Origin of the sequence: Knoellia tibetensis (assembly GCF_048606415.1) — a bacterium.
In the GTDB taxonomy this organism is placed as follows: Bacteria; Actinomycetota; Actinomycetes; order Actinomycetales; family Dermatophilaceae; genus Knoellia; species Knoellia tibetensis.
This window is the reverse complement of sequence record NZ_JBMBWF010000002.1, coordinates 130,210-146,415: the sequence shown is the minus strand read 5'-3', so window position 1 is coordinate 146,415 and position 16,206 is coordinate 130,210. Positions and strand designations below refer to the sequence as shown.

At 72.3% G+C, this 16,206-nt stretch carries 15 protein-coding genes; 9 read left to right on the top strand and 6 right to left on the bottom strand.

Annotation, left to right across the window (positions count from 1 at the left end; all coding sequences use genetic code 11):
• The 4 genes from tatA (at nucleotide 1) to ACOJV7_RS12495 (ending at nucleotide 4,981) form a co-directional block, all read left to right on the top strand.
• Nucleotides 1–300 carry a Sec-independent protein translocase subunit TatA gene (gene tatA / locus ACOJV7_RS12510; protein ID WP_420190537.1) on the top strand — a complete coding sequence of 100 codons (300 nt, stop codon included), beginning with the start codon at nucleotides 1–3 and terminating at the stop codon, nucleotides 298–300.
• Between the two features lie 83 nt (nucleotides 301–383).
• Nucleotides 384–1,157 carry a twin-arginine translocase subunit TatC gene (gene tatC, locus ACOJV7_RS12505; protein WP_420190536.1) on the top strand — a complete coding sequence of 258 codons (774 nt, stop codon included), beginning with the start codon at nucleotides 384–386 and terminating at the stop codon, nucleotides 1,155–1,157.
• Nucleotides 1,154–2,050 (top strand): diacylglycerol/lipid kinase family protein, encoded by an 897-nt coding sequence (locus ACOJV7_RS12500; protein ID WP_420190535.1) that lies wholly within the window; start codon nucleotides 1,154–1,156, stop codon nucleotides 2,048–2,050. Before tatC ends, ACOJV7_RS12500 begins: the two co-directional genes overlap by 4 nt.
• A gap of 9 nt (nucleotides 2,051–2,059) precedes the next feature.
• Complete coding sequence (locus ACOJV7_RS12495; RefSeq protein ID WP_420190534.1) at nucleotides 2,060–4,981, top strand: DEAD/DEAH box helicase; 2,922 nt, start codon at nucleotides 2,060–2,062, stop codon at nucleotides 4,979–4,981.
• Between the two features lie 17 nt (nucleotides 4,982–4,998).
• On the opposite strand, the gene ACOJV7_RS12490 is transcribed toward ACOJV7_RS12495, so the two are convergent.
• Nucleotides 4,999–5,991, bottom strand: coding sequence for a 5'-3' exonuclease (locus ACOJV7_RS12490; RefSeq protein WP_420190533.1), 993 nt, complete (start codon nucleotides 5,989–5,991; stop codon nucleotides 4,999–5,001).
• A 38-nt stretch (nucleotides 5,992–6,029) separates the two neighbouring features.
• The gene (locus ACOJV7_RS12485) at nucleotides 6,030–6,407 is read right to left on the bottom strand and encodes a hypothetical protein (protein WP_420190532.1); all 378 of its coding nucleotides are present in this window, start codon (nucleotides 6,405–6,407) and stop codon (nucleotides 6,030–6,032) included.
• Nucleotides 6,408–6,444: 37 nt separating this feature from the next.
• Between ACOJV7_RS12485 and ACOJV7_RS12480 the strand changes: the two genes are divergently transcribed.
• Complete coding sequence (locus ACOJV7_RS12480) at nucleotides 6,445–6,867, top strand: Lrp/AsnC family transcriptional regulator (protein ID WP_420190531.1); 423 nt, start codon at nucleotides 6,445–6,447, stop codon at nucleotides 6,865–6,867.
• Nucleotides 6,868–6,929: 62 nt separating this feature from the next.
• A complete protein-coding gene (locus ACOJV7_RS12475) occupies nucleotides 6,930–7,349 on the top strand; it encodes a hypothetical protein (RefSeq protein WP_420190530.1) in 420 nt (139 codons plus the stop codon).
• Between the two features lie 23 nt (nucleotides 7,350–7,372).
• Here ACOJV7_RS12475 and map read toward each other — a convergent pair whose 3' ends face one another.
• From map to ACOJV7_RS12455, 4 genes are all read right to left on the bottom strand, one after another.
• Nucleotides 7,373–8,149: a type I methionyl aminopeptidase gene (map, locus tag ACOJV7_RS12470; RefSeq protein ID WP_420190529.1), complete on the bottom strand. Its 777-nt coding sequence runs from the start codon at nucleotides 8,147–8,149 to the stop codon at nucleotides 7,373–7,375.
• 13 nt (nucleotides 8,150–8,162) lie between these two features.
• Nucleotides 8,163–8,666, bottom strand: a complete 504-nt coding sequence (ybaK, locus tag ACOJV7_RS12465; protein ID WP_420190528.1) for a Cys-tRNA(Pro) deacylase — start codon at nucleotides 8,664–8,666, stop codon at nucleotides 8,163–8,165.
• A gap of 22 nt (nucleotides 8,667–8,688) precedes the next feature.
• Nucleotides 8,689–9,954: an MFS transporter gene (locus ACOJV7_RS12460; protein ID WP_420190527.1), complete on the bottom strand. Its 1,266-nt coding sequence runs from the start codon at nucleotides 9,952–9,954 to the stop codon at nucleotides 8,689–8,691.
• Nucleotides 9,955–10,088: 134 nt separating this feature from the next.
• The gene (locus ACOJV7_RS12455) at nucleotides 10,089–11,543 is read right to left on the bottom strand and encodes a KamA family radical SAM protein (protein WP_420190526.1); all 1,455 of its coding nucleotides are present in this window, start codon (nucleotides 11,541–11,543) and stop codon (nucleotides 10,089–10,091) included.
• Between the two features lie 86 nt (nucleotides 11,544–11,629).
• Between ACOJV7_RS12455 and kdd the strand changes: the two genes are divergently transcribed.
• The 3 genes from kdd to ACOJV7_RS12440 are packed head-to-tail and all read left to right on the top strand — an operon-like array spanning nucleotide 11,630 to nucleotide 16,080.
• Nucleotides 11,630–12,787: an L-erythro-3,5-diaminohexanoate dehydrogenase gene (gene kdd, locus ACOJV7_RS12450; protein WP_420190525.1), complete on the top strand. Its 1,158-nt coding sequence runs from the start codon at nucleotides 11,630–11,632 to the stop codon at nucleotides 12,785–12,787.
• 18 nt (nucleotides 12,788–12,805) lie between these two features.
• On the top strand, nucleotides 12,806–14,878 hold the full coding sequence (pta, locus tag ACOJV7_RS12445; RefSeq protein ID WP_420190524.1) for a phosphate acetyltransferase: 2,073 nt from the start codon (nucleotides 12,806–12,808) through the stop codon (nucleotides 14,876–14,878).
• The gene (locus ACOJV7_RS12440; RefSeq protein WP_420190523.1) at nucleotides 14,878–16,080 is read left to right on the top strand and encodes an acetate/propionate family kinase; all 1,203 of its coding nucleotides are present in this window, start codon (nucleotides 14,878–14,880) and stop codon (nucleotides 16,078–16,080) included. Before pta ends, ACOJV7_RS12440 begins: the two co-directional genes overlap by 1 nt.
• Nucleotides 16,081–16,206 lie beyond the last annotated feature (126 nt).

The following is a 16,206-nucleotide window of genomic DNA, read 5'->3' as shown; positions in this document are numbered from 1 at the left end:
ATGTTTGGTGGCCGACTCGGCGCCCCCGAGATCATCATCATCGCGGTCCTGCTCATCGTCATCTTCGGCTGGAAGCGCCTGCCCGACGCGGCGCGCAGCCTCGGACGCTCGGCCCGCGTCTTCAAGTCGGAGGTCGACGAGATGAAGAACGACGGCAAGGACAAGAAGTCCGAGACCGTCACCGGCGAGACCGTGCACCGTGAGGCCGACGTCGACGCGGCCCGCCGCACCTCCGCCGTGGACGAGAACGCCCCGCGGACCGACAACACGTCCGGCCCCGCCTCCGGCACCACCGCCTGACCCGCCCACCCCACATGGCCCGAGTTGCGAAACCCGGTCGTCCTCGGCTGCCCCGACGGCGCCGGCGCGACCCCGAGGGCAGGATGTCGCTCGGCGACCACCTGCGTGAGTTCCGGCGGCGGCTCTTCATCGCCGCCGCCGCCCTCATCGCGTGCTCGGTCGTCGGCTGGTACCTCTTCGACATCATCTACGAGCACCTCACCCGACCCATCGCGACGATCGCCGAGCAACGGGGTGAGGGGTCGCTCATCGACCTCAACTACGCCGGTCTCACGGCGGCCTTCTCGCAGCGCCTCAGCCTGGCGATCTGGGCGGGAACGATCATGTCGGCGCCCATGTGGCTCTGGCAGGCGTGGGCCTTCATCGTCCCCGGGCTGACGAAGAAGGAGAAGCGGACGTCGCTGGTCTTCATCGCGGCGATCGTCCCGCTCTTCCTCGGCGGATGCTGGTTCGGCTACGTCACCCTGCCCAAGGCGGTCGAGATCCTCCTCGGGTTCACGCCGGAAGGGGCGGCCAACCTCCCCGAGGCGGCGCTCTACTTCTCGTTCGTCACGCGCTTCATCCTCGTCTTCGGGATCGCCTTCCTCTTCCCCGTCGTGCTCGTCGCGCTCAACGTCGCCAAGGTCCTGCCCGCGCACGTCATGCTCAAGGGCTGGCGCCCGGCGGTGGTCCTCATCGTGCTCTTCGCCGCGATCGCCACGCCCACGCCGGACCCCTACACGATGCTGCTGCTCGCGACCCCGCTCGTGCTCCTCTACTTCGTCGCCTACGGCATCGCCCGGCTGCTCGACCGCCGACGGGAGCAGGAGCGGCCCGACTGGCTCCAGACCGCGGACGACGAGGCCTCGTCGCTGTGAGCCCGCGCCTGCGCGTCGGTCTCGTCATCAACCCGACGGCCGGCAAGAACACCGGGGCCCGCATCGGCCGCGAGGCGGCGTCGCTGCTCGCGGCCGCGGGCCACGAGGTCGTCGACCTCTCGGCGATGGACGGCGCCCACGCCGTCGAGCGCGCCCGTGCGGCCATCGAGGCCCGGTCCATCGACGTCGTCGTCGTGGCAGGCGGCGACGGCATGGTCCACCTGGGCGTCAACCTCGTCGCCGGCACCGACGTGCCGCTCGGCGTCATCGCGGCGGGAACGGGCAACGACAACGCCCGCGAGCTCGGCCTCCCGGTGCGCGACGCGGCCAAGGCCGTCGAGCGGATCACCCGAGGGGCCACCCGGCGGGTCGACGCCATCCGCGTCCTCGACCCGCACGGCTCGCCACGCTGGTTCGTCGGCGTCCTCGCCGCCGGCTTCGACGCCGTCGTCAACGAGCGCGCCAACGGGTGGCGCTGGCCCAAGGGGCAGATGCGCTACAACCTCGCCATCGCCCGCGAGCTCGGCGTCTTCAAGCCGATTCCCTACGTCGTGGAGATCGACGGGGTCCGCCACGAGACGAAGGCGATGCTCGTCGCGGTCGCCAACGGACCGGCATACGGGGGAGGCATGAAGGTCGTCCCGAGCGCGTCCTACGACGACGGGCTTCTCGACGTCCTCATCCTGCACGAGGTGTCGATCCCCACGCTGCTCAGGGTCTTCCCCAGGGTCTTCAAGGGCGCACACGTCAGCCATCCGGCCGTCGAGATCCTCACCGGGCGTCGGGTGCGGCTCGAGGCGAAGGGCATCGTGTCCTACGCCGACGGCGAGCGGTTCGAACCGCTGCCACTCGAGTGCGAGGTCGTCCCCGGAGCCGTGACCGTCCTGACGTAGCCTGACCGCATGAGCGAGCCCATTGCGGAGTCGTCCTCGCACCTCGCGACCTTCGTCGCCTCGCAGGGCTTCGACCTCGACGAGTTCCAGCTCGAGGGGTGCCGGGCTGTCGAGGCCGGGAAGGGGGTCCTCGTCGCGGCGCCGACGGGTGCCGGCAAGACGATCGTCGGCGAGTTCGCCGTCCACCTCGCGCTGGCGACCGGCCGCAAGGCGTTCTACACGACCCCGATCAAGGCGCTGTCGAACCAGAAGTACCACGACCTCGTCGCCGTCCACGGACCCGACAAGGTCGGCCTCCTCACCGGCGACGCGTCGGTCAACGGCGAGGCTCCCGTCGTCGTCATGACGACCGAGGTGCTCCGCAACATGGTGTATGCCGGCTCGTCCACCCTCCGGGGTCTCGGCTTCGTCGTCATGGACGAGGTCCACTACCTCGCGGACCGGTTTCGTGGCGCCGTGTGGGAGGAGGTCATCATCCACCTGCCCGAGTCGGTGCAGGTCGTCTCGCTGTCGGCGACCGTGAGCAACGCCGAGGAGTTCGGCGACTGGCTCGCCGAGGTGCGCGGCAACCACGCCGTCGTCGTCTCCGAGCACCGGCCAGTGCCCCTGTGGCAGCACATGCTCGTCGGCACGTCGATGTTCGACCTCTTCGTCGACGAGACCGCCGAGCCGCGTGAGGACGGGTCGACACCGCGGGTCAACCCCGAGCTCGTGCAGGCGATCCGCGGTGCCGAGCAGCGCCGCGCCGACGACGGCTGGGTGCGGGGGAGCACCCGCCACCTCGACACCGGTCGTGGCGACCTCGGGCGCGAGCGCGGGCGGGGTCCCGGTCGCGGACCCGGTGGCCAGGGCCGCGGGCAGAGCGGACGCGGCCAGGGCGGACGGGGCGGGCCGGGCGGGTTCTCCGGCCACGGCGGCCAGGGCGGGTCCGGTGGCAAGGGCGGCTCGGGCGGTCGCGGGCGCGACGAGCGCGGGTTCGTCCGCGGCGGACGGCCCGGCGGGGGAGCGACCCGCGCCGAGGTCATCGCCCAGCTCGACCGTGACGGGCTGCTGCCGGCCATCACCTTCATCTTCAGCCGGATGGGCTGCGAGGCCGCCGTCGGGCAGCTGCTCTCGGCCGACACCCGCCTCGTCCCGCAGCGCGAGGGCGAGCGCATCCGCCGGCACGTCGAGGAGCGGATGGGCTCGCTCGCCGACGAGGACCTCGGCGTCCTCGGCTACTTCGACTTCGTCGAGGGGCTGTCGCGGGGCTTCGCCTGCCACCACGCCGGCATGCTGCCGCTCTTCCGCGAGATCGTCGAGGAGCTCTTCACCGCCGGCCGCATCCGCGCGGTCTTCGCCACCGAGACCCTCGCGCTCGGCATCAACATGCCGGCGCGCACCGTCGTCCTCGAGAAGCTCGTCAAGTTCAACGGCGAGGCCCACGTCGACGTCACCCCGGCGGAGTACACCCAGCTCACCGGCCGCGCCGGCCGGCGCGGCATCGACTTCGAGGGCCACGCGGTCGTCCAGTGGAGCCGCGGGCTCGACCCGATCGCCGTCGGCGGCCTCGCCTCGACCCGCACCTACCCGCTGCGCTCGAGCTTCCGGCCCACCTACAACATGGCCGTCAACCTCGTCGCGCAGGTCGGGCGCGAGGTGGCGCGCGACATCCTCGAGACCTCGTTCGCCCAGTTCCAGGCGGACCGGGCCGTCGTCGGGCTCGCGACGAAGGTGCGCCGCAACGAGGAGGCTCTCGACGGCTACGCCGAGTCGATGCACTGCCACCTCGGCGACTTCCGCGAGTACGCCGGGCTGCGCCGGGCGATCGCCGACATGGAGAAGGACGGCGCGAAGCAGCGCTCCGCGAGCCGGCGTGCCGAGGCCGCCCTCAGCCTCGAGAACCTCAAGGTCGGCGACGTGGTCAAGGTGCCCGCCGGCCGCCGCGCAGGGTGGGCCGTCGTCGTCCAGTCCGCCAGGTCGGGCAAGGGAACGCCGAGCGGCCCCGGGGTCGTCACCGAGGACCGCCAGTTCCGCCGGCTCACCCTCGCCGACGTGCCGGAGCCGGTCGAGGCTGCCACCCGGATCACCGTCCCCAAGCACTTCAACCCGAAGTCGCCCAAGTCCCGCCGCGACCTCGCGACGACGATGCGCATCGCCGTGCCGCACGACCCCCCACGGACGTCGGCCAAGCAGACCGGGCGAGAGGCCGCCGAGGAGAACGACCGGCTCGCCCACCTGCGGGCCGAGCTCAAGGCGCACCCGTGCCACCAGTGCCCCGAGCGCGAGGACCACGCCCGCTGGGCCGAGCGGTGGCACCGCCTCAAGCGCGAGACGTCCGGCCTGCAGCGCAAGGTGGAGGGCCGCACCAACAGCGTGGCCCGGACCTTCGACCGCATCTGCGTCGTCCTGCGCGAGCTCGGCTACCTCGACGAGGACTCGGCCGTCAGCGACCGCGGCGAGCGGCTGCGCCGGCTCTACACCGAGCGCGACCTCCTCGCCGCCGAGTGCCTACGCCGCGACGTGTGGAAGCGCCTCGACGCACCCGGCCTCGCGGCGGTCGTCTCCACGCTCGTCCACGAGCCGCGTCGCGAGCAGGCGGACCCGTCACCGCGGATGCCCAACGACGACGTCTCGGCCGCCGTCACCGAGATGCAGCGCCTGTGGAGCGAGCTCGACGACCTCGAGGAGCAGCACGGGCTCGAGACGACCGAGGCGCCCGACGGCGGCATGGCGTGGATGGTGCACCGCTGGGCGAGCGGCGAGTCGCTCGACACCGTCCTGCGCGGCAGCGACATGGCCGCCGGCGACTTCGTCCGCCGGTGCAAGCAGATCGTCGACCTGCTCGGCCAGGTGGCCGACGCGGCGTCCGACACCGAGCTGCGCCGGACGGCACGCAGGGCGATCGACGGCATGATGCGTGGCGTCGTCGCCGCCGACCGGCTCGACTGACCGAGAACCCCTGTGACTCAGGGGATCTGCAGGGCGGAGAGGACGCGGTTGATCGGGTTCGTGATGCCGTAGGTGGACGCCAGCTCGCTCAGCAGGCGGGTGTCGGCCACCGACGTGGGCAGGGCCGTGTCGACGTCCGCGACCGGCGCGTCGCGCGCGACGCGCACGACCCGCGGAGCGACGTCGAGGTATGCCGCCGCCGCCTCGAGGTTGGCCCGGCGGGCTCCCTTGATGGCCGGGTCCCCGTCCTCGAGCGCCTTGCGCAGGCCGTCGAGCGTCCCGTATGCCGCGATGAGCTGGGCCGCTGTCTTGTCGCCGATGCCCTTGACGCCGGGCAGTCCGTCGCTCGTGTCGCCCCGCAGGATCGACATGTCGGCGTAGGCGTCGCCGGACGACACGGCATACCGCTCCTCGAGGTAGGACTGCGTGCCGAGGTCCGGCTCACGGACGCCGCCCTTGCCGGTGTAGAGGACGCGGACCGCGTGCTCGTCGTCGATGAGCTGGAGGAGGTCGCGGTCGCCGGTGACGACGTCGATGGGCATCGTGCCGCGGTGGCGCTCGACGAGGGTCCCGATGACGTCGTCGGCCTCGAACCCGTCGGCGCCGAGACGGGCGATGCCGAAGGCCGCGAGGGCGTCGGCGATCAGCGGGACCTGGGGCGCGAGGTCGTCGGGCACCTCCTCGGCGGCGGTGTCGTCGGAGGCCGGGTGGGCCTGGTCGGGGACGTCACCGGCGGCCGGCGCAGGGGCGTCGGCTCCCGCTCCGGCGACGCGGTGCGCCTTGTAGCTCGGGATGAGGTCGACCCGGAACTGCGGGCGCCAGTCGTTGTCCCAGCAGGCCACGAGGTGCGAGGGGTGGTGGGCCGTGACGAGGGTGGCGATCATGTCGAGGAAGCCGCGGAGCGCGTTGGTCGGGTGCTCGTCGGGGGAGGTGCGCTGGTCGGGCACGCCGTAGAACGCCCGGAAGTAGAGCGAGGCGGAGTCGAGGAGCAGCAGCCGGTCCGTCGTCATGGCGGCAGCCTAGTCAGCCGGTCCCTCGAGCCTGTGGGTCAGACGGCGCCCGCCACGGTGCCGACGAGCCAGACGCCGAACCCGAGCACGAGGAGTGCTCCCACGATGACGTCCCACACGGTCCGGGGCGAGCCGCGGCTGATCCGCACGAGCCGGACGACGAGGGTGACCGCCAGGGCCAGCACGGTCGACGGTGCGACGACGATGATGCCGGCGAAGGCGACGGAGTCGTGCGGGGTGAGGGTGCAGCCGAATCCCAGTCCCTCGCACTGACCACCGGGGTTGCGGTCCGGCGCGACGAGCCAGGCGACGCCCCAGAGAAGCCAGAGGACGACGAGGGTGGCGAGCACGACGAGCGATCCCCGTGGCGTCCTCGGCCTCGTCGGTGCCTCTGCCGTGCTCGTCGGTGTGGTCATGCCAGCCATCGTGCCCTGTGGAACTAGGGTTGGCAGCGTGGAGGACCTGGACCGCAAGATCGTCGACCAGCTCTCGACCGATGGCCGGATGAGCTACACCGACCTCGGACGGGCGCTCGGCATGTCGACGTCCGCGGTGCACCAGCGAGTGCGCCGCCTCGAGCAGCGCGGGATCATCAAGGGCTACACGGCCCGGGTCGACCACGCCGCGCTCGGTGTCGCCATGACGGCGTTCATCTCGATCACCCCCCTCGACCCCGCCGCGCCCGACGACATCCCGGACCGGCTGCGTGACGTCCCGGCGGTCGAGGAGTGCCACTCGGTGGCCGGCGACATGAACTACGTCCTCAAGGTGCGGGTGGCGACGCCGCTCGAGCTCGAGGAGCTGCTCGCCACGATCCGCTCGAAGGCCAACGTCTCGACCCGGACCACGGTCGTCCTCTCGACCCCCTGGGAGTAGGTCCCGCAGGCGCCTGTGGAAAAGCCCGCAGCGCTTCGCGGCGATCCGGGCAGCATCGCCGCATGACCTTCGAGAACCTGCCGCCCAACCTCCGTGAGCTCGCCCTCGACGACCCCGTGCTGCGCGCGGACGCCGTCGACCTCTTCGTCACGCATGCTGACCGCGAGTCCGGCTGCGTCATGCTGCTCCTCCTCGACGAGGGCCACCGGGTCGAGAGCCCGGTCGTCATCGGCGAGATGGGCCGCCCGACCGCGGAGCACCTCGACCTCGTCGTCAGCCGGGTCGTCGCGGAGCTGCGGCCGCCCGCCCTCGTCGTCGCGCTCGGCCGCAGCGGCTCCGCACTCTTCACCGACGCCGACCGTGCCTGTCATCAGGTTCTCGTTGACGGCTGTCGCGAGGTGGGTGTCGACCTGCTCGCGACCTACGTGGCGACGGCCGGGGCCGTCCGCGAGCTGCCGGACCACCTGCGCATCGCGTCCTGAGGATCGGGTTGGGCCCTCGCGCCTCAGCCCCGCGTGGGCAGGGTGAGGATCTCCGCACCGTCCTCGGTGATGGCGACCGTGTGCTCGGTGTGCGCGGTGAGGCAGCCGGTGACGCTGCGCAGCGTCCAGCCGTCGGCGTCGGTGACGAGCTCGTCGGTGTCGGCCATGACCCACGGCTCGAGCGCGAGGAGCAGTCCCGGCCGCAGCCGGAAGCCGCGTCCGGGTCGTCCGGTGTTGGACACGTGCGGGTCCTGATGCATCGTCGACCCGATGCCGTGTCCGCCGAACTGGGTGTTGACCGAGTAGCCGGCCCCGCCGAGCACCGTCCCGATGGCGTGCGAGATGTCCCCGATCTTGCCGTCCGGTCGTGCCGCGGCGATCCCGGCCTCGAGCGCGCGTCGGGTGGCGTCGATGAGCGCCTCGCCCTCGGGTTGCGGTGCGTTGCCGACGACGAAGGTCACCGCGGCGTCGGCGGCCACCCCGCCCTTGAGGACCGCGAGGTCGAGGGTGAGGACGTCGCCGTCGGCGAGGGCGTAGTCGTGGGGGAGTCCGTGGAGGACGGCGTCGTTGACCGACGTGCAGATGTAGTGCCCGAAGGGGCCACGACCGAACGACGGCTCGTAGTCGACGTAGCAGGACTCGGCGCCGGCCTCGAGGATCATGTCCTTGGTCCAGGTGTCGATCTCGAGCAGGTTCGTGCCGGGCACGGCGCGCTCCCGCATCGACTGGAGGATGTCGCCGACGAGCGCGCCGGTGACGCGGGCGCGGGCCACCTCGGCCGGGCTGAGGATCTCGATCATGGGGCCAACCCTGTCACGACGCGCGTCGGGCGATCGGCGCCAGGGTGGCTCCCGTGGCCCGGACGAGGTCCTCCGGGCTGAGCTCGAGGTCGAGCCCCCGCCGCCCACCCGAGACGAGCACGCTCCCGTGCCCCGACGCGGAGTCGTCGAGCACGGTCGGCAGGGCGCGCTTCTGACCGATGGGGGAGATGCCGCCGACGACGTATCCGGAGCTGCGCTCGGCCGCCGCCGGGTCGGCCATGCCCACCTTCTTGACGCCGAGCGCGGTCGCGACCGCCTTGAGGTCGAGTGTCGCGTCGACCGGCACGATGCCGACGGCGAGCCCGCCGCCGGTGTCGACGAGCAGCGTCTTGAAGACCCGCGCCGGTTCGACGCCGAGGGCCTGCGCTGCCTCGAGCCCGTACGACTCGGCCGCGGGGTCGTGCTCGTAGGCGCGGACGGCATACGGGATGTTCGCCTTCGTCAGCGCGACCGTCGCCTGTGTGCCGACCGAGCCACCGCGGTCCTTGCGTCCCATGACGCGAGGGTATGCCGGTCGCTCACTCCCGCGTCGCGAAGGTGCGCACGAGCGCGGCCGAGCCCGAGAGCACCGCGACGACGACGCCGTAGATCGTCGCCGTCGTCTCCAGACCGAGCTCCGGCGCGGCAAAGCCGGCGGCGACCGCGGGCAGCCCGAACGCGAGGTAGCTGACGACGAAGACGCTCGAGAAGAGCTCACCGCGCTGGTCCGGTCCGACGGTCGGCGTGATCGAGCGCATGATGCCCAGGAAGGACGTCCCGAAGCCCGAGCCCGCGACGACGGCGGCGAGCAGGAAACCGGGGAGCGACGCCGCGTGCAGGGCGACGAGGGTGAGCACGGTACCGAGCGCGAGCATCGTCGTGCCGTAGATCGTCACCTGGCGCGGGGAGCGGTTGCGCCAGAGATAGCAGCTGAGCGACCCGGTGCCGGTGAGCACGGCGACGACCGAACCCTGCGCGAGGTGCGAGCCACCACCGAGCAGCTGGCCCACGATCGGCGCCCCGAGCGAGAGGTACAGGCCACCCGTGGCCCAACCCGCGAAGAGGGCCGGGGCGCTCCTGCGGAAGGCCGCGCGAGCAGGGACCGGGATGCCGACCCGGGGCCGCAGCGAGCGGGCCCACCCGTCGTGACGGGGCGAGGTCTCGGGGAGCGCGAGAGAGGCGAGGGCGAGGACGGCATATACGGCCGTGAGCGTGGCGAAGACGAGCGGCAGGGCGTTCGAGGGCTGCGCGTCGAGGACCGCGCCGGCGACGAGCGCGCCGGCCGCGAGCCCGAAGAGAGGCATCACGCTGTTGAGCGTCGCGGCGAGCCCGGGTCGGGACTCGGGTTCGAGGTCGGTCACCCCCGCCGTCATCGTCGAGAGGAGGAGACCGGCGGCCACGCCCTGCACGACCCTGGAGACCAGCAGCATCACGACGCCGTCGGAGTGCCAGAAGCCGACCATGCTCGCGGCGAGGACGGCGAAGCCCACGGCGAGGACAGGCCGGCGGCCGACGTGGTCCGAGAGCGAGCCGGTGACGAGCAGCGTCGCGAGCAGGGCGAGCGCGTAGACGCTGAAGATCGTCGTCATCGTGCCCGGCGAGAAGCCGATCTCCTGCTGGAGCACGGGGTAGAACGGCGACGGTGCGCTCGCGCCGACCATCATCGCCACGACCGCGGCGAGCGCGAGGGCGAACCCCGGCGTCCGGTCCAGCCGCAGACGGGATCGGGTGTCCCCGTCTCTGCGCCCAGCCGGTGCCCGGTCGACGTCCTCGTCCGTGCTCGTGCGGATGCTGGTCGTGCTCATGGGGACCTCTCGGACGACATCGTCGGTACGAGAGGAGAAGAACCCCGGGCGACCTCCCCGCATTCCGCCATGCACGCCGACGGGCCCCGACCTCGGTGAGGTCGGGGCCCGTCGGCGACCGGCTGTGCGGTTGCTCAGTCGAGGTCGCGCGCGGAGGCGTCGCGGCTCGCGCCGGCACCGGCGAGCGCTGCGGCGTGCACCTCGTCGACGTCGGTGTTGGAGCGCCACCAGTCCTGCCCGGCCTCGGGGAGGGTGTAGATCGGGTCGTAGTAGACGTACTCGCGCGACAGCGCGGCAGCGTCCTCGCCCTCGATCGAGGTGCGGTAGTTCTTCCGCCAGAAGGACATGCCCTTGTCGCGGTCGTAGCTGTCGACCTGGTGCACCCAGCGCTTGCCGACGAACGGCACGTCGCAGACGATGCGCGGCGTCGCGAAGCCCGGCAGGTAGCCCATGATCGAGTGCTGGAGGTGCTGGGCCTCGTGCAGCGCGAGCCGCCAGTGCTCCGAGAACGGGATCATGTCGCACATGTAGAAGTAGTAGGGCGTGATCATGGCCTCGTCCTGGAGGGCGAAGCAGAGGTCGAGCAGGTCCTCGCTCGTGTCGTTGACACCGCGCATGAGCACGCCCTGGTTGCGGACGTCGCGGACGCCGGCCTGGAGCATCGCCCTCGCGGCGTCGGCGACGAGCGGCGTCACCGACTGTGCGTGGTTGACGTGGGTGTGGATGGCGAGCGAGACCCCACGGGAGCGGGCCAGCGCCGACACGCGCGCGACGCCCTCGACGACGTCGTCCTGGAGCCAGTGCTGCGGCAGTCCCATGAGCGCCTTGGTCGCGAGGCGGATGTCGCGGATGTTGTCGATGCGCAGGAGCTTGTCGAGGAACCCTTCGAGGTTCTTCCACGGCATGTTGGCGACGTCGCCACCGGAGACGACGACGTCCCGCACCTGCGGGGTGCGCTGGAGGTAGTCGAGCATCGCGGCGTGGCGGTCGACGGGCTTGCCGGCGAGCTTGAGCTTGACGATCTGGGGCGTCGAGTTGCCGACGAGGTCCATGCGCGTGCAGTGGCCGCAGTACTGCGGGCAGGTCGGCAGCATCTCGGCCAGGACCTTGGTGGGGTAGCGGTGGGTGAGGCCCTCGACCGCCCACATGTCGTGCTCGTGGAGGCTGTCGCGCGCAGCGAACGGGTGCGAGGCCCAGTCGGTGCGGCGGTCGCTGAAGACGGGCAGCATGTAGCGGCGCACCGGGTCGGCGAGGAAGGCCTCGGTAAAGGCGGCGCCGGCAGCGGGCATCGACCCGTCCGCCCACGTCATCTCGCTCACCATCGTGTTGAGCATCTGCGGCGGGACGAGCATCGACATCGTCGCGCGCTCGGCCTGGTCGCGCTCGAGGTCGGCGTAGAAGTCCTCGGTGAGCAGGTCGCCCATGAGGTCGCGCAGCTGGCCGACGTTCTTGACGCAGTGGGCGCGCTGCCACTGGGCGCTGGCCCAGTCGGCGGCGGTGACGTCGCGCCACCCCGGGAAGCGGGTCCAGTCGGGCTCGACGAGCTCCCTGCGCCGGTAGACGTAGGGCTGCTCGATGTTCGTCGTCATGTCTGCGAGGATACGGACAGATCACTCGCTCGTCACATTCATGCCGCAATATTTCTTGCCGCGTGTCGTCAGACAGGAGAACTTGCGTGCCTGCCACGGTCTCGTCCCACACCACCTCGTCGTCGCCGCTCGGGGTCCACCGGGTCCTCGAGCCCGCGGGGGAGTCGCTGCCGCAGGCGGCCCGCGTCCTCGACGCGAGCCCCGAGCTCTGGGACGACGAGGTCCGCATCGACGTCGAGACCCTCAACCTCGACGCCGCCTCCTACCGCCAGCTGCACGACAAGCACGGCGGTGACGGCGACGCGATCCGCGCCGAGGTCCTCGAGATCGTGCGCACCCGCGGCAAGATGCAGAACCCCGTCACCGGCAGTGGCGGCATGCTCATCGGCACCGTGGCCGAGGTCGGTCCGCGCTCCACGCTCGGGCTCGCCGCCGGCGACCGCGTGGCCACCCTCGTCTCGCTCTCGCTCACCCCGCTCGCGATCACCGACGGCCTCGAGCGCTGGGACGGCTCGGGGGAGCGGGTCCCGGCCGCCGGGCACGCCGTCCTCTTCGGCCGCTCCATCGCCGCGAAGCTGCCCGAGGACCTCTCGCCCGAGCTCGCGCTCATGGTCATGGACGTCTGCGGCGCCCCCGCGCTCGTGGCACGCACCGTCCGCTCGTATGCCGGCCGCGCCGCGCCCGTGCCCAACTCGCCAATTCCTCCCGGACCGCACGCCTCGGCCGTACCGGAGGAGGGGAATTGGCGAGTTGGGCACGGCGGCGAAGGGCCGTCGGTCGTCGTCCTCGGCGGGGCCGGCAAGTCCGGGTCGCTCTCGCTCGCCGCGGCCGCCGACGCCGGGGCGACCCGCCGTGTCGCCGTGGTGCGCGACGAGGCCGAGGCGGCCCTGCTCGAGGGCACAGACCTGGCGACCCACGTCGTCGTCGCCGACGCCCGCAGCCCGCTCGGACTGAGCGAGGCGCTCGCCGCTGTCGGTGGACCTGCCCACCTCACCGTCGTCTGCGTCGACGTCACCGGGTGCGAGCAGCCGGCGATCCTCGCCACCGCCGAGGGCGGCACGGTGATCTTCTTCTCGATGGCGACGAACTTCGCCGCCGCCGCGCTCGGCGCCGAGGGCCTCGCCGCCGACGTGACCATGCTCGTCGGCAACGGCTACGTACCGGGGCACGCGGCCTACGCGCTCGACCTCCTGCGTGGCAACCCGTCCGTGCGCGCCCTGTTCGAGGGCCGTCTCGAGCACTAGCACGGTAGTTTCGGCGGTGTGGTGACGAGCATCTACATCGCGGGCACGGAGGCGCAGTCGGGCAAGTCGGCGGTCGCGGTGGGACTGCTGGACCAGCTCGCCCGCCGCGCGGGTCGGGTCGGCATCTTCCGCCCGATCGTGCGCGCCGGTGCACCCGACGAGCTCGTCCGCACGCTGCTCTCCCAGCTGCCGCGGACCCTCACCGAGGACCGGGCGTGCGGGGTCACCTACGACGAGCTCCACGCCTCGCCGGAGCGGGCCATGGGCGTCATCGTCGACCGGTTCCACGACGTCGCGCGCGACCACGACGTCGTCCTCGTCGTCGGCTCGGACTTCACCGACGTCGCGGCGCCCACCGAGTTCTCGGTCAACGCTGCCATCGCGGCCAACCTCGGCTCCCGTCTGCTCCTCGTCGTCCCCGCCGGTGACCACGACCCGGCCGAGGTGGCGACGACGGCCGAGATGGCGGTCGCCGCCGCTCGCGGGGTCCACGCCCACGTCACCGGCGTCGTCGCCAACCAGGTCGCGCCCGACGCCCTCGACGCGACCCGGGAGCGGCTGGCCGCGCGGATGACCGTGCCCGTGCACGTCCTGCCCGAGACCCCGCTGCTGCGCGCGCCGACCGTCGCCGACCTCGTGGAGGCGTGCGACGGCCGGCTCGTCCACGGCGACCCGGCCCGGCTCGACCGCGAGTGCATGGGCCTCGTCGTCGCGGCCATGACGATGCCGCACGTCCTCGACCGCCTCATCGAGGGCGGCGTCGTCATCGTGCCGGGGGACCGGGAGGACGTCGTCATCGGCGTCCTGCTCGCCCACCGGTCCAAGACCTTCCCGACGCTGTCGGGCATCGTCCTCAACGGCGGGTTCCCGCTGCCCCCTCAGGTCGAGCGGCTCATCGAGGGTCTCGACGTCGTCCTGCCCGTCATCGCCACCGACGGCGGCACGATGGCCACCGCGAGCCGGCTGGGCGTCGCCCGCGGCCGCCTCACCCCGGACTCCGGCCGCAAGCTCGCCGCCGCCGTCGCCCTCGTCGAGGAGGGCCTCGACGCCCAGGAGGTGCTCGGCCCTCTCGTCACCGCCGGCTCCGGTGAGTCCGGCGGCGGGGTCGTCACACCGCTCATGTTCGAGCACCGGCTCGTGGAGGCGGCCCGCGCGGCGGACTCCCACATCGTCCTGCCCGAGGGGGCCGAGGACCGGATCCTCCTCGCCGCCGACACCGTGCTCGCCCGCGGGCTGGCCCGGCTCACCCTCCTCGGCGACCCCGAGGCGATCGCGGGCAATGCGGCGCGGCTCGGCGTCGACGTCGCACGGGCCGAGGTGGTCGACCCGGCAACGAGCCCGCTGCGCGAGCAGTTCGCCGCGACCTACGCACGGCTCCGCGAGCACAAGGGCGTCACCCTCGAGCAGGCCCGAGACCGGGTGCTCGACCCGTCCTACTTCGGCACGATGCTCGTCCACGAGGGCCTCGCCGACGGCATGGTCTCGGGGTGCATCACGACGACGGCCCACACGATCCGGCCCGCGCTCGAGATCGTCCGCACGGCACCCGACGTCTCGGTCGTCTCCAGTGTCTTCCTCATGTGCCTCGCCGACCGGGTGCTCGTCTACGGCGACTGCGCCGTCAACCCCGACCCGAGCGCCGAGCAGCTCGCCGACATCGCCATCTCCTCGGCCCGCACCGCCCAGCGGTTCGGCATCGACCCGAGGGTGGCGATGCTGTCCTACTCGACGGGGGAATCCGGCAGCGGCGCCGACGTCGACAAGGTGCGCGCAGCGACGGCGCTGGTGCACCAGCGCGCCCCCGAGCTCCTCGTCGAGGGCCCGATCCAGTACGACGCCGCGGTCGACCCGCACGTCGCCGCGACCAAGCTCAAGGACAGCCCCGTCGCCGGCCGGGCCACGGTCCTCGTCTTCCCCGACCTCAACACCGGCAACAACACCTACAAGGCGGTCCAGCGCAGCGCCTCGGCCGTCGCCATCGGCCCGGTGCTCCAAGGCCTCAACCGGCCGGTCAACGACCTCTCCCGCGGCGCGCTCGTCCGCGACATCGTCAACACGGTCGCCATCACCGCGATCCAGGCCGGCGCCTGATGTCGCCGCGCCCGGTCCTCGTCGTCAACGCGGGCTCGTCCTCGCTCAAGTACTCCGTCCTCGACGCCGAGTCGGAGGAGACGGCGGCCGAGGGCATCGTCGAGCGGATCGGAGGCACCGGTCGGCTCACGCACATCCGCGACGGCGAGACCACCGACGAGGAGGTGACCTGCAAGGATCACGGCGAGGCCCTCGACGCGGTCCGGCAGGCCCTGCGTGAGCACGGTCCCGACCTCACCGGCGTCGGCCTCGTCGCCGTCGGCCACCGGGTGGTCCACGGCGGGCCCCACTTCACCGAGCCAGTGCTCGTCGACGACGACGTCCTCGCCGCGGTCGAGGACCTCGTGCCGCTCGCCCCGCTGCACAACCCGGCGAACCTCGAGGGCATCCGCAGCGCGCGCGAAGCCTTCCCCGACGTGCCCCAGGTCGCCGTCTTCGACACCGCGTTCCACCAGGGCCTGCCGCCCGCCGCCCACACGTATGCCGTGCCGCGGGAGTGGCGCGAACGGCACCGCGTCCGCCGCTACGGCTTCCACGGGACCTCGCACCGCTACGTCTCCCGGCGCACGGCTCACCTCCTCGGCCGCACGCCGGAGGAGTGCAACGTCATCGTCCTCCACCTCGGCAACGGGGCCAGCGCCTGCGCCGTCCGCGAGGGCCGGAGCGTCGACACCTCGATGGGTCTGTCGCCGCTCGAGGGCCTCGTCATGGGGACGCGCTCGGGCGACGTCGACCCGGCGCTGGGCGCCTACCTGGAGCGGGTCGCGGGACTCGACGGGACGGCATACGACACCGCCCTCAACAAGGAGAGCGGACTGCTGGGCCTCGCCGGCGTCTCCGACCTGCGCGAGGTGGAGTCCCGCCGCTCGGCGGGCGACGAGGACGCCGCGCTCGCGGTCGACGTCATGGTCCACCGCCTGCGCAAGTACGTCGGCGCGTATGCCGTCCTGCTCGGTCGCGTGGACGCCATCGCCTTCACCGGTGGGATCGGCGAGAACAGCGCCCTTGTCCGTCGGGAGGTGCTCGGCGGGCTCGGCATCCTCGGCGTCGAGCTCGACCCGGACGCCAACGAGGACGGCGCGCCCGAGCGCGTCGTCACGACACCGTCGAGCCGGATTCCGGCGTGGGTGGTCCCCACGGACGAGGAGCTCGAGATCGCCCGTGCGTGCCTCGACGTCCTCGACGCTCAGGACTGCCGGTAGACCGAGACAGCGAGCCGGACGTCCACGAGAAGGGCCAGGGAACCGGATGTGGAGGGGACGCGGCCCGGTCGTGACGATCTTGCGGGCTGGAGGCGCTGTTGCGAAAGAATCGTCGGTGCCGTTGAT

Excerpts from the sequence above, each read along its gene's own strand:
- tatA (WP_420190537.1), top strand. The coding sequence starts at position 1 with ATGTTTGGTGGCCGACTCGGCGCCCCCGAGATCATCATCATCGCGGTC.
- tatC (WP_420190536.1), top strand. The coding sequence starts at position 384 with ATGTCGCTCGGCGACCACCTGCGTGAGTTCCGGCGGCGGCTCTTCATC.
- ACOJV7_RS12495 (WP_420190534.1), top strand. The coding sequence starts at position 2,060 with ATGAGCGAGCCCATTGCGGAGTCGTCCTCGCACCTCGCGACCTTCGTC.
- ACOJV7_RS12490 (WP_420190533.1), bottom strand. The coding sequence starts at position 5,991 with ATGACGACGGACCGGCTGCTGCTCCTCGACTCCGCCTCGCTCTACTTC.
- ACOJV7_RS12485 (WP_420190532.1), bottom strand. The coding sequence starts at position 6,407 with ATGACCACACCGACGAGCACGGCAGAGGCACCGACGAGGCCGAGGACG.
- ACOJV7_RS12475 (WP_420190530.1), top strand. The coding sequence starts at position 6,930 with ATGACCTTCGAGAACCTGCCGCCCAACCTCCGTGAGCTCGCCCTCGAC.
- map (WP_420190529.1), bottom strand. The coding sequence starts at position 8,149 with ATGATCGAGATCCTCAGCCCGGCCGAGGTGGCCCGCGCCCGCGTCACC.
- ybaK (WP_420190528.1), bottom strand. The coding sequence starts at position 8,666 with ATGGGACGCAAGGACCGCGGTGGCTCGGTCGGCACACAGGCGACGGTC.
- ACOJV7_RS12460 (WP_420190527.1), bottom strand. The coding sequence starts at position 9,954 with ATGAGCACGACCAGCATCCGCACGAGCACGGACGAGGACGTCGACCGG.
- ACOJV7_RS12455 (WP_420190526.1), bottom strand. The coding sequence starts at position 11,543 with ATGACGACGAACATCGAGCAGCCCTACGTCTACCGGCGCAGGGAGCTC.
- ACOJV7_RS12440 (WP_420190523.1), top strand. The coding sequence starts at position 14,878 with ATGTCGCCGCGCCCGGTCCTCGTCGTCAACGCGGGCTCGTCCTCGCTC.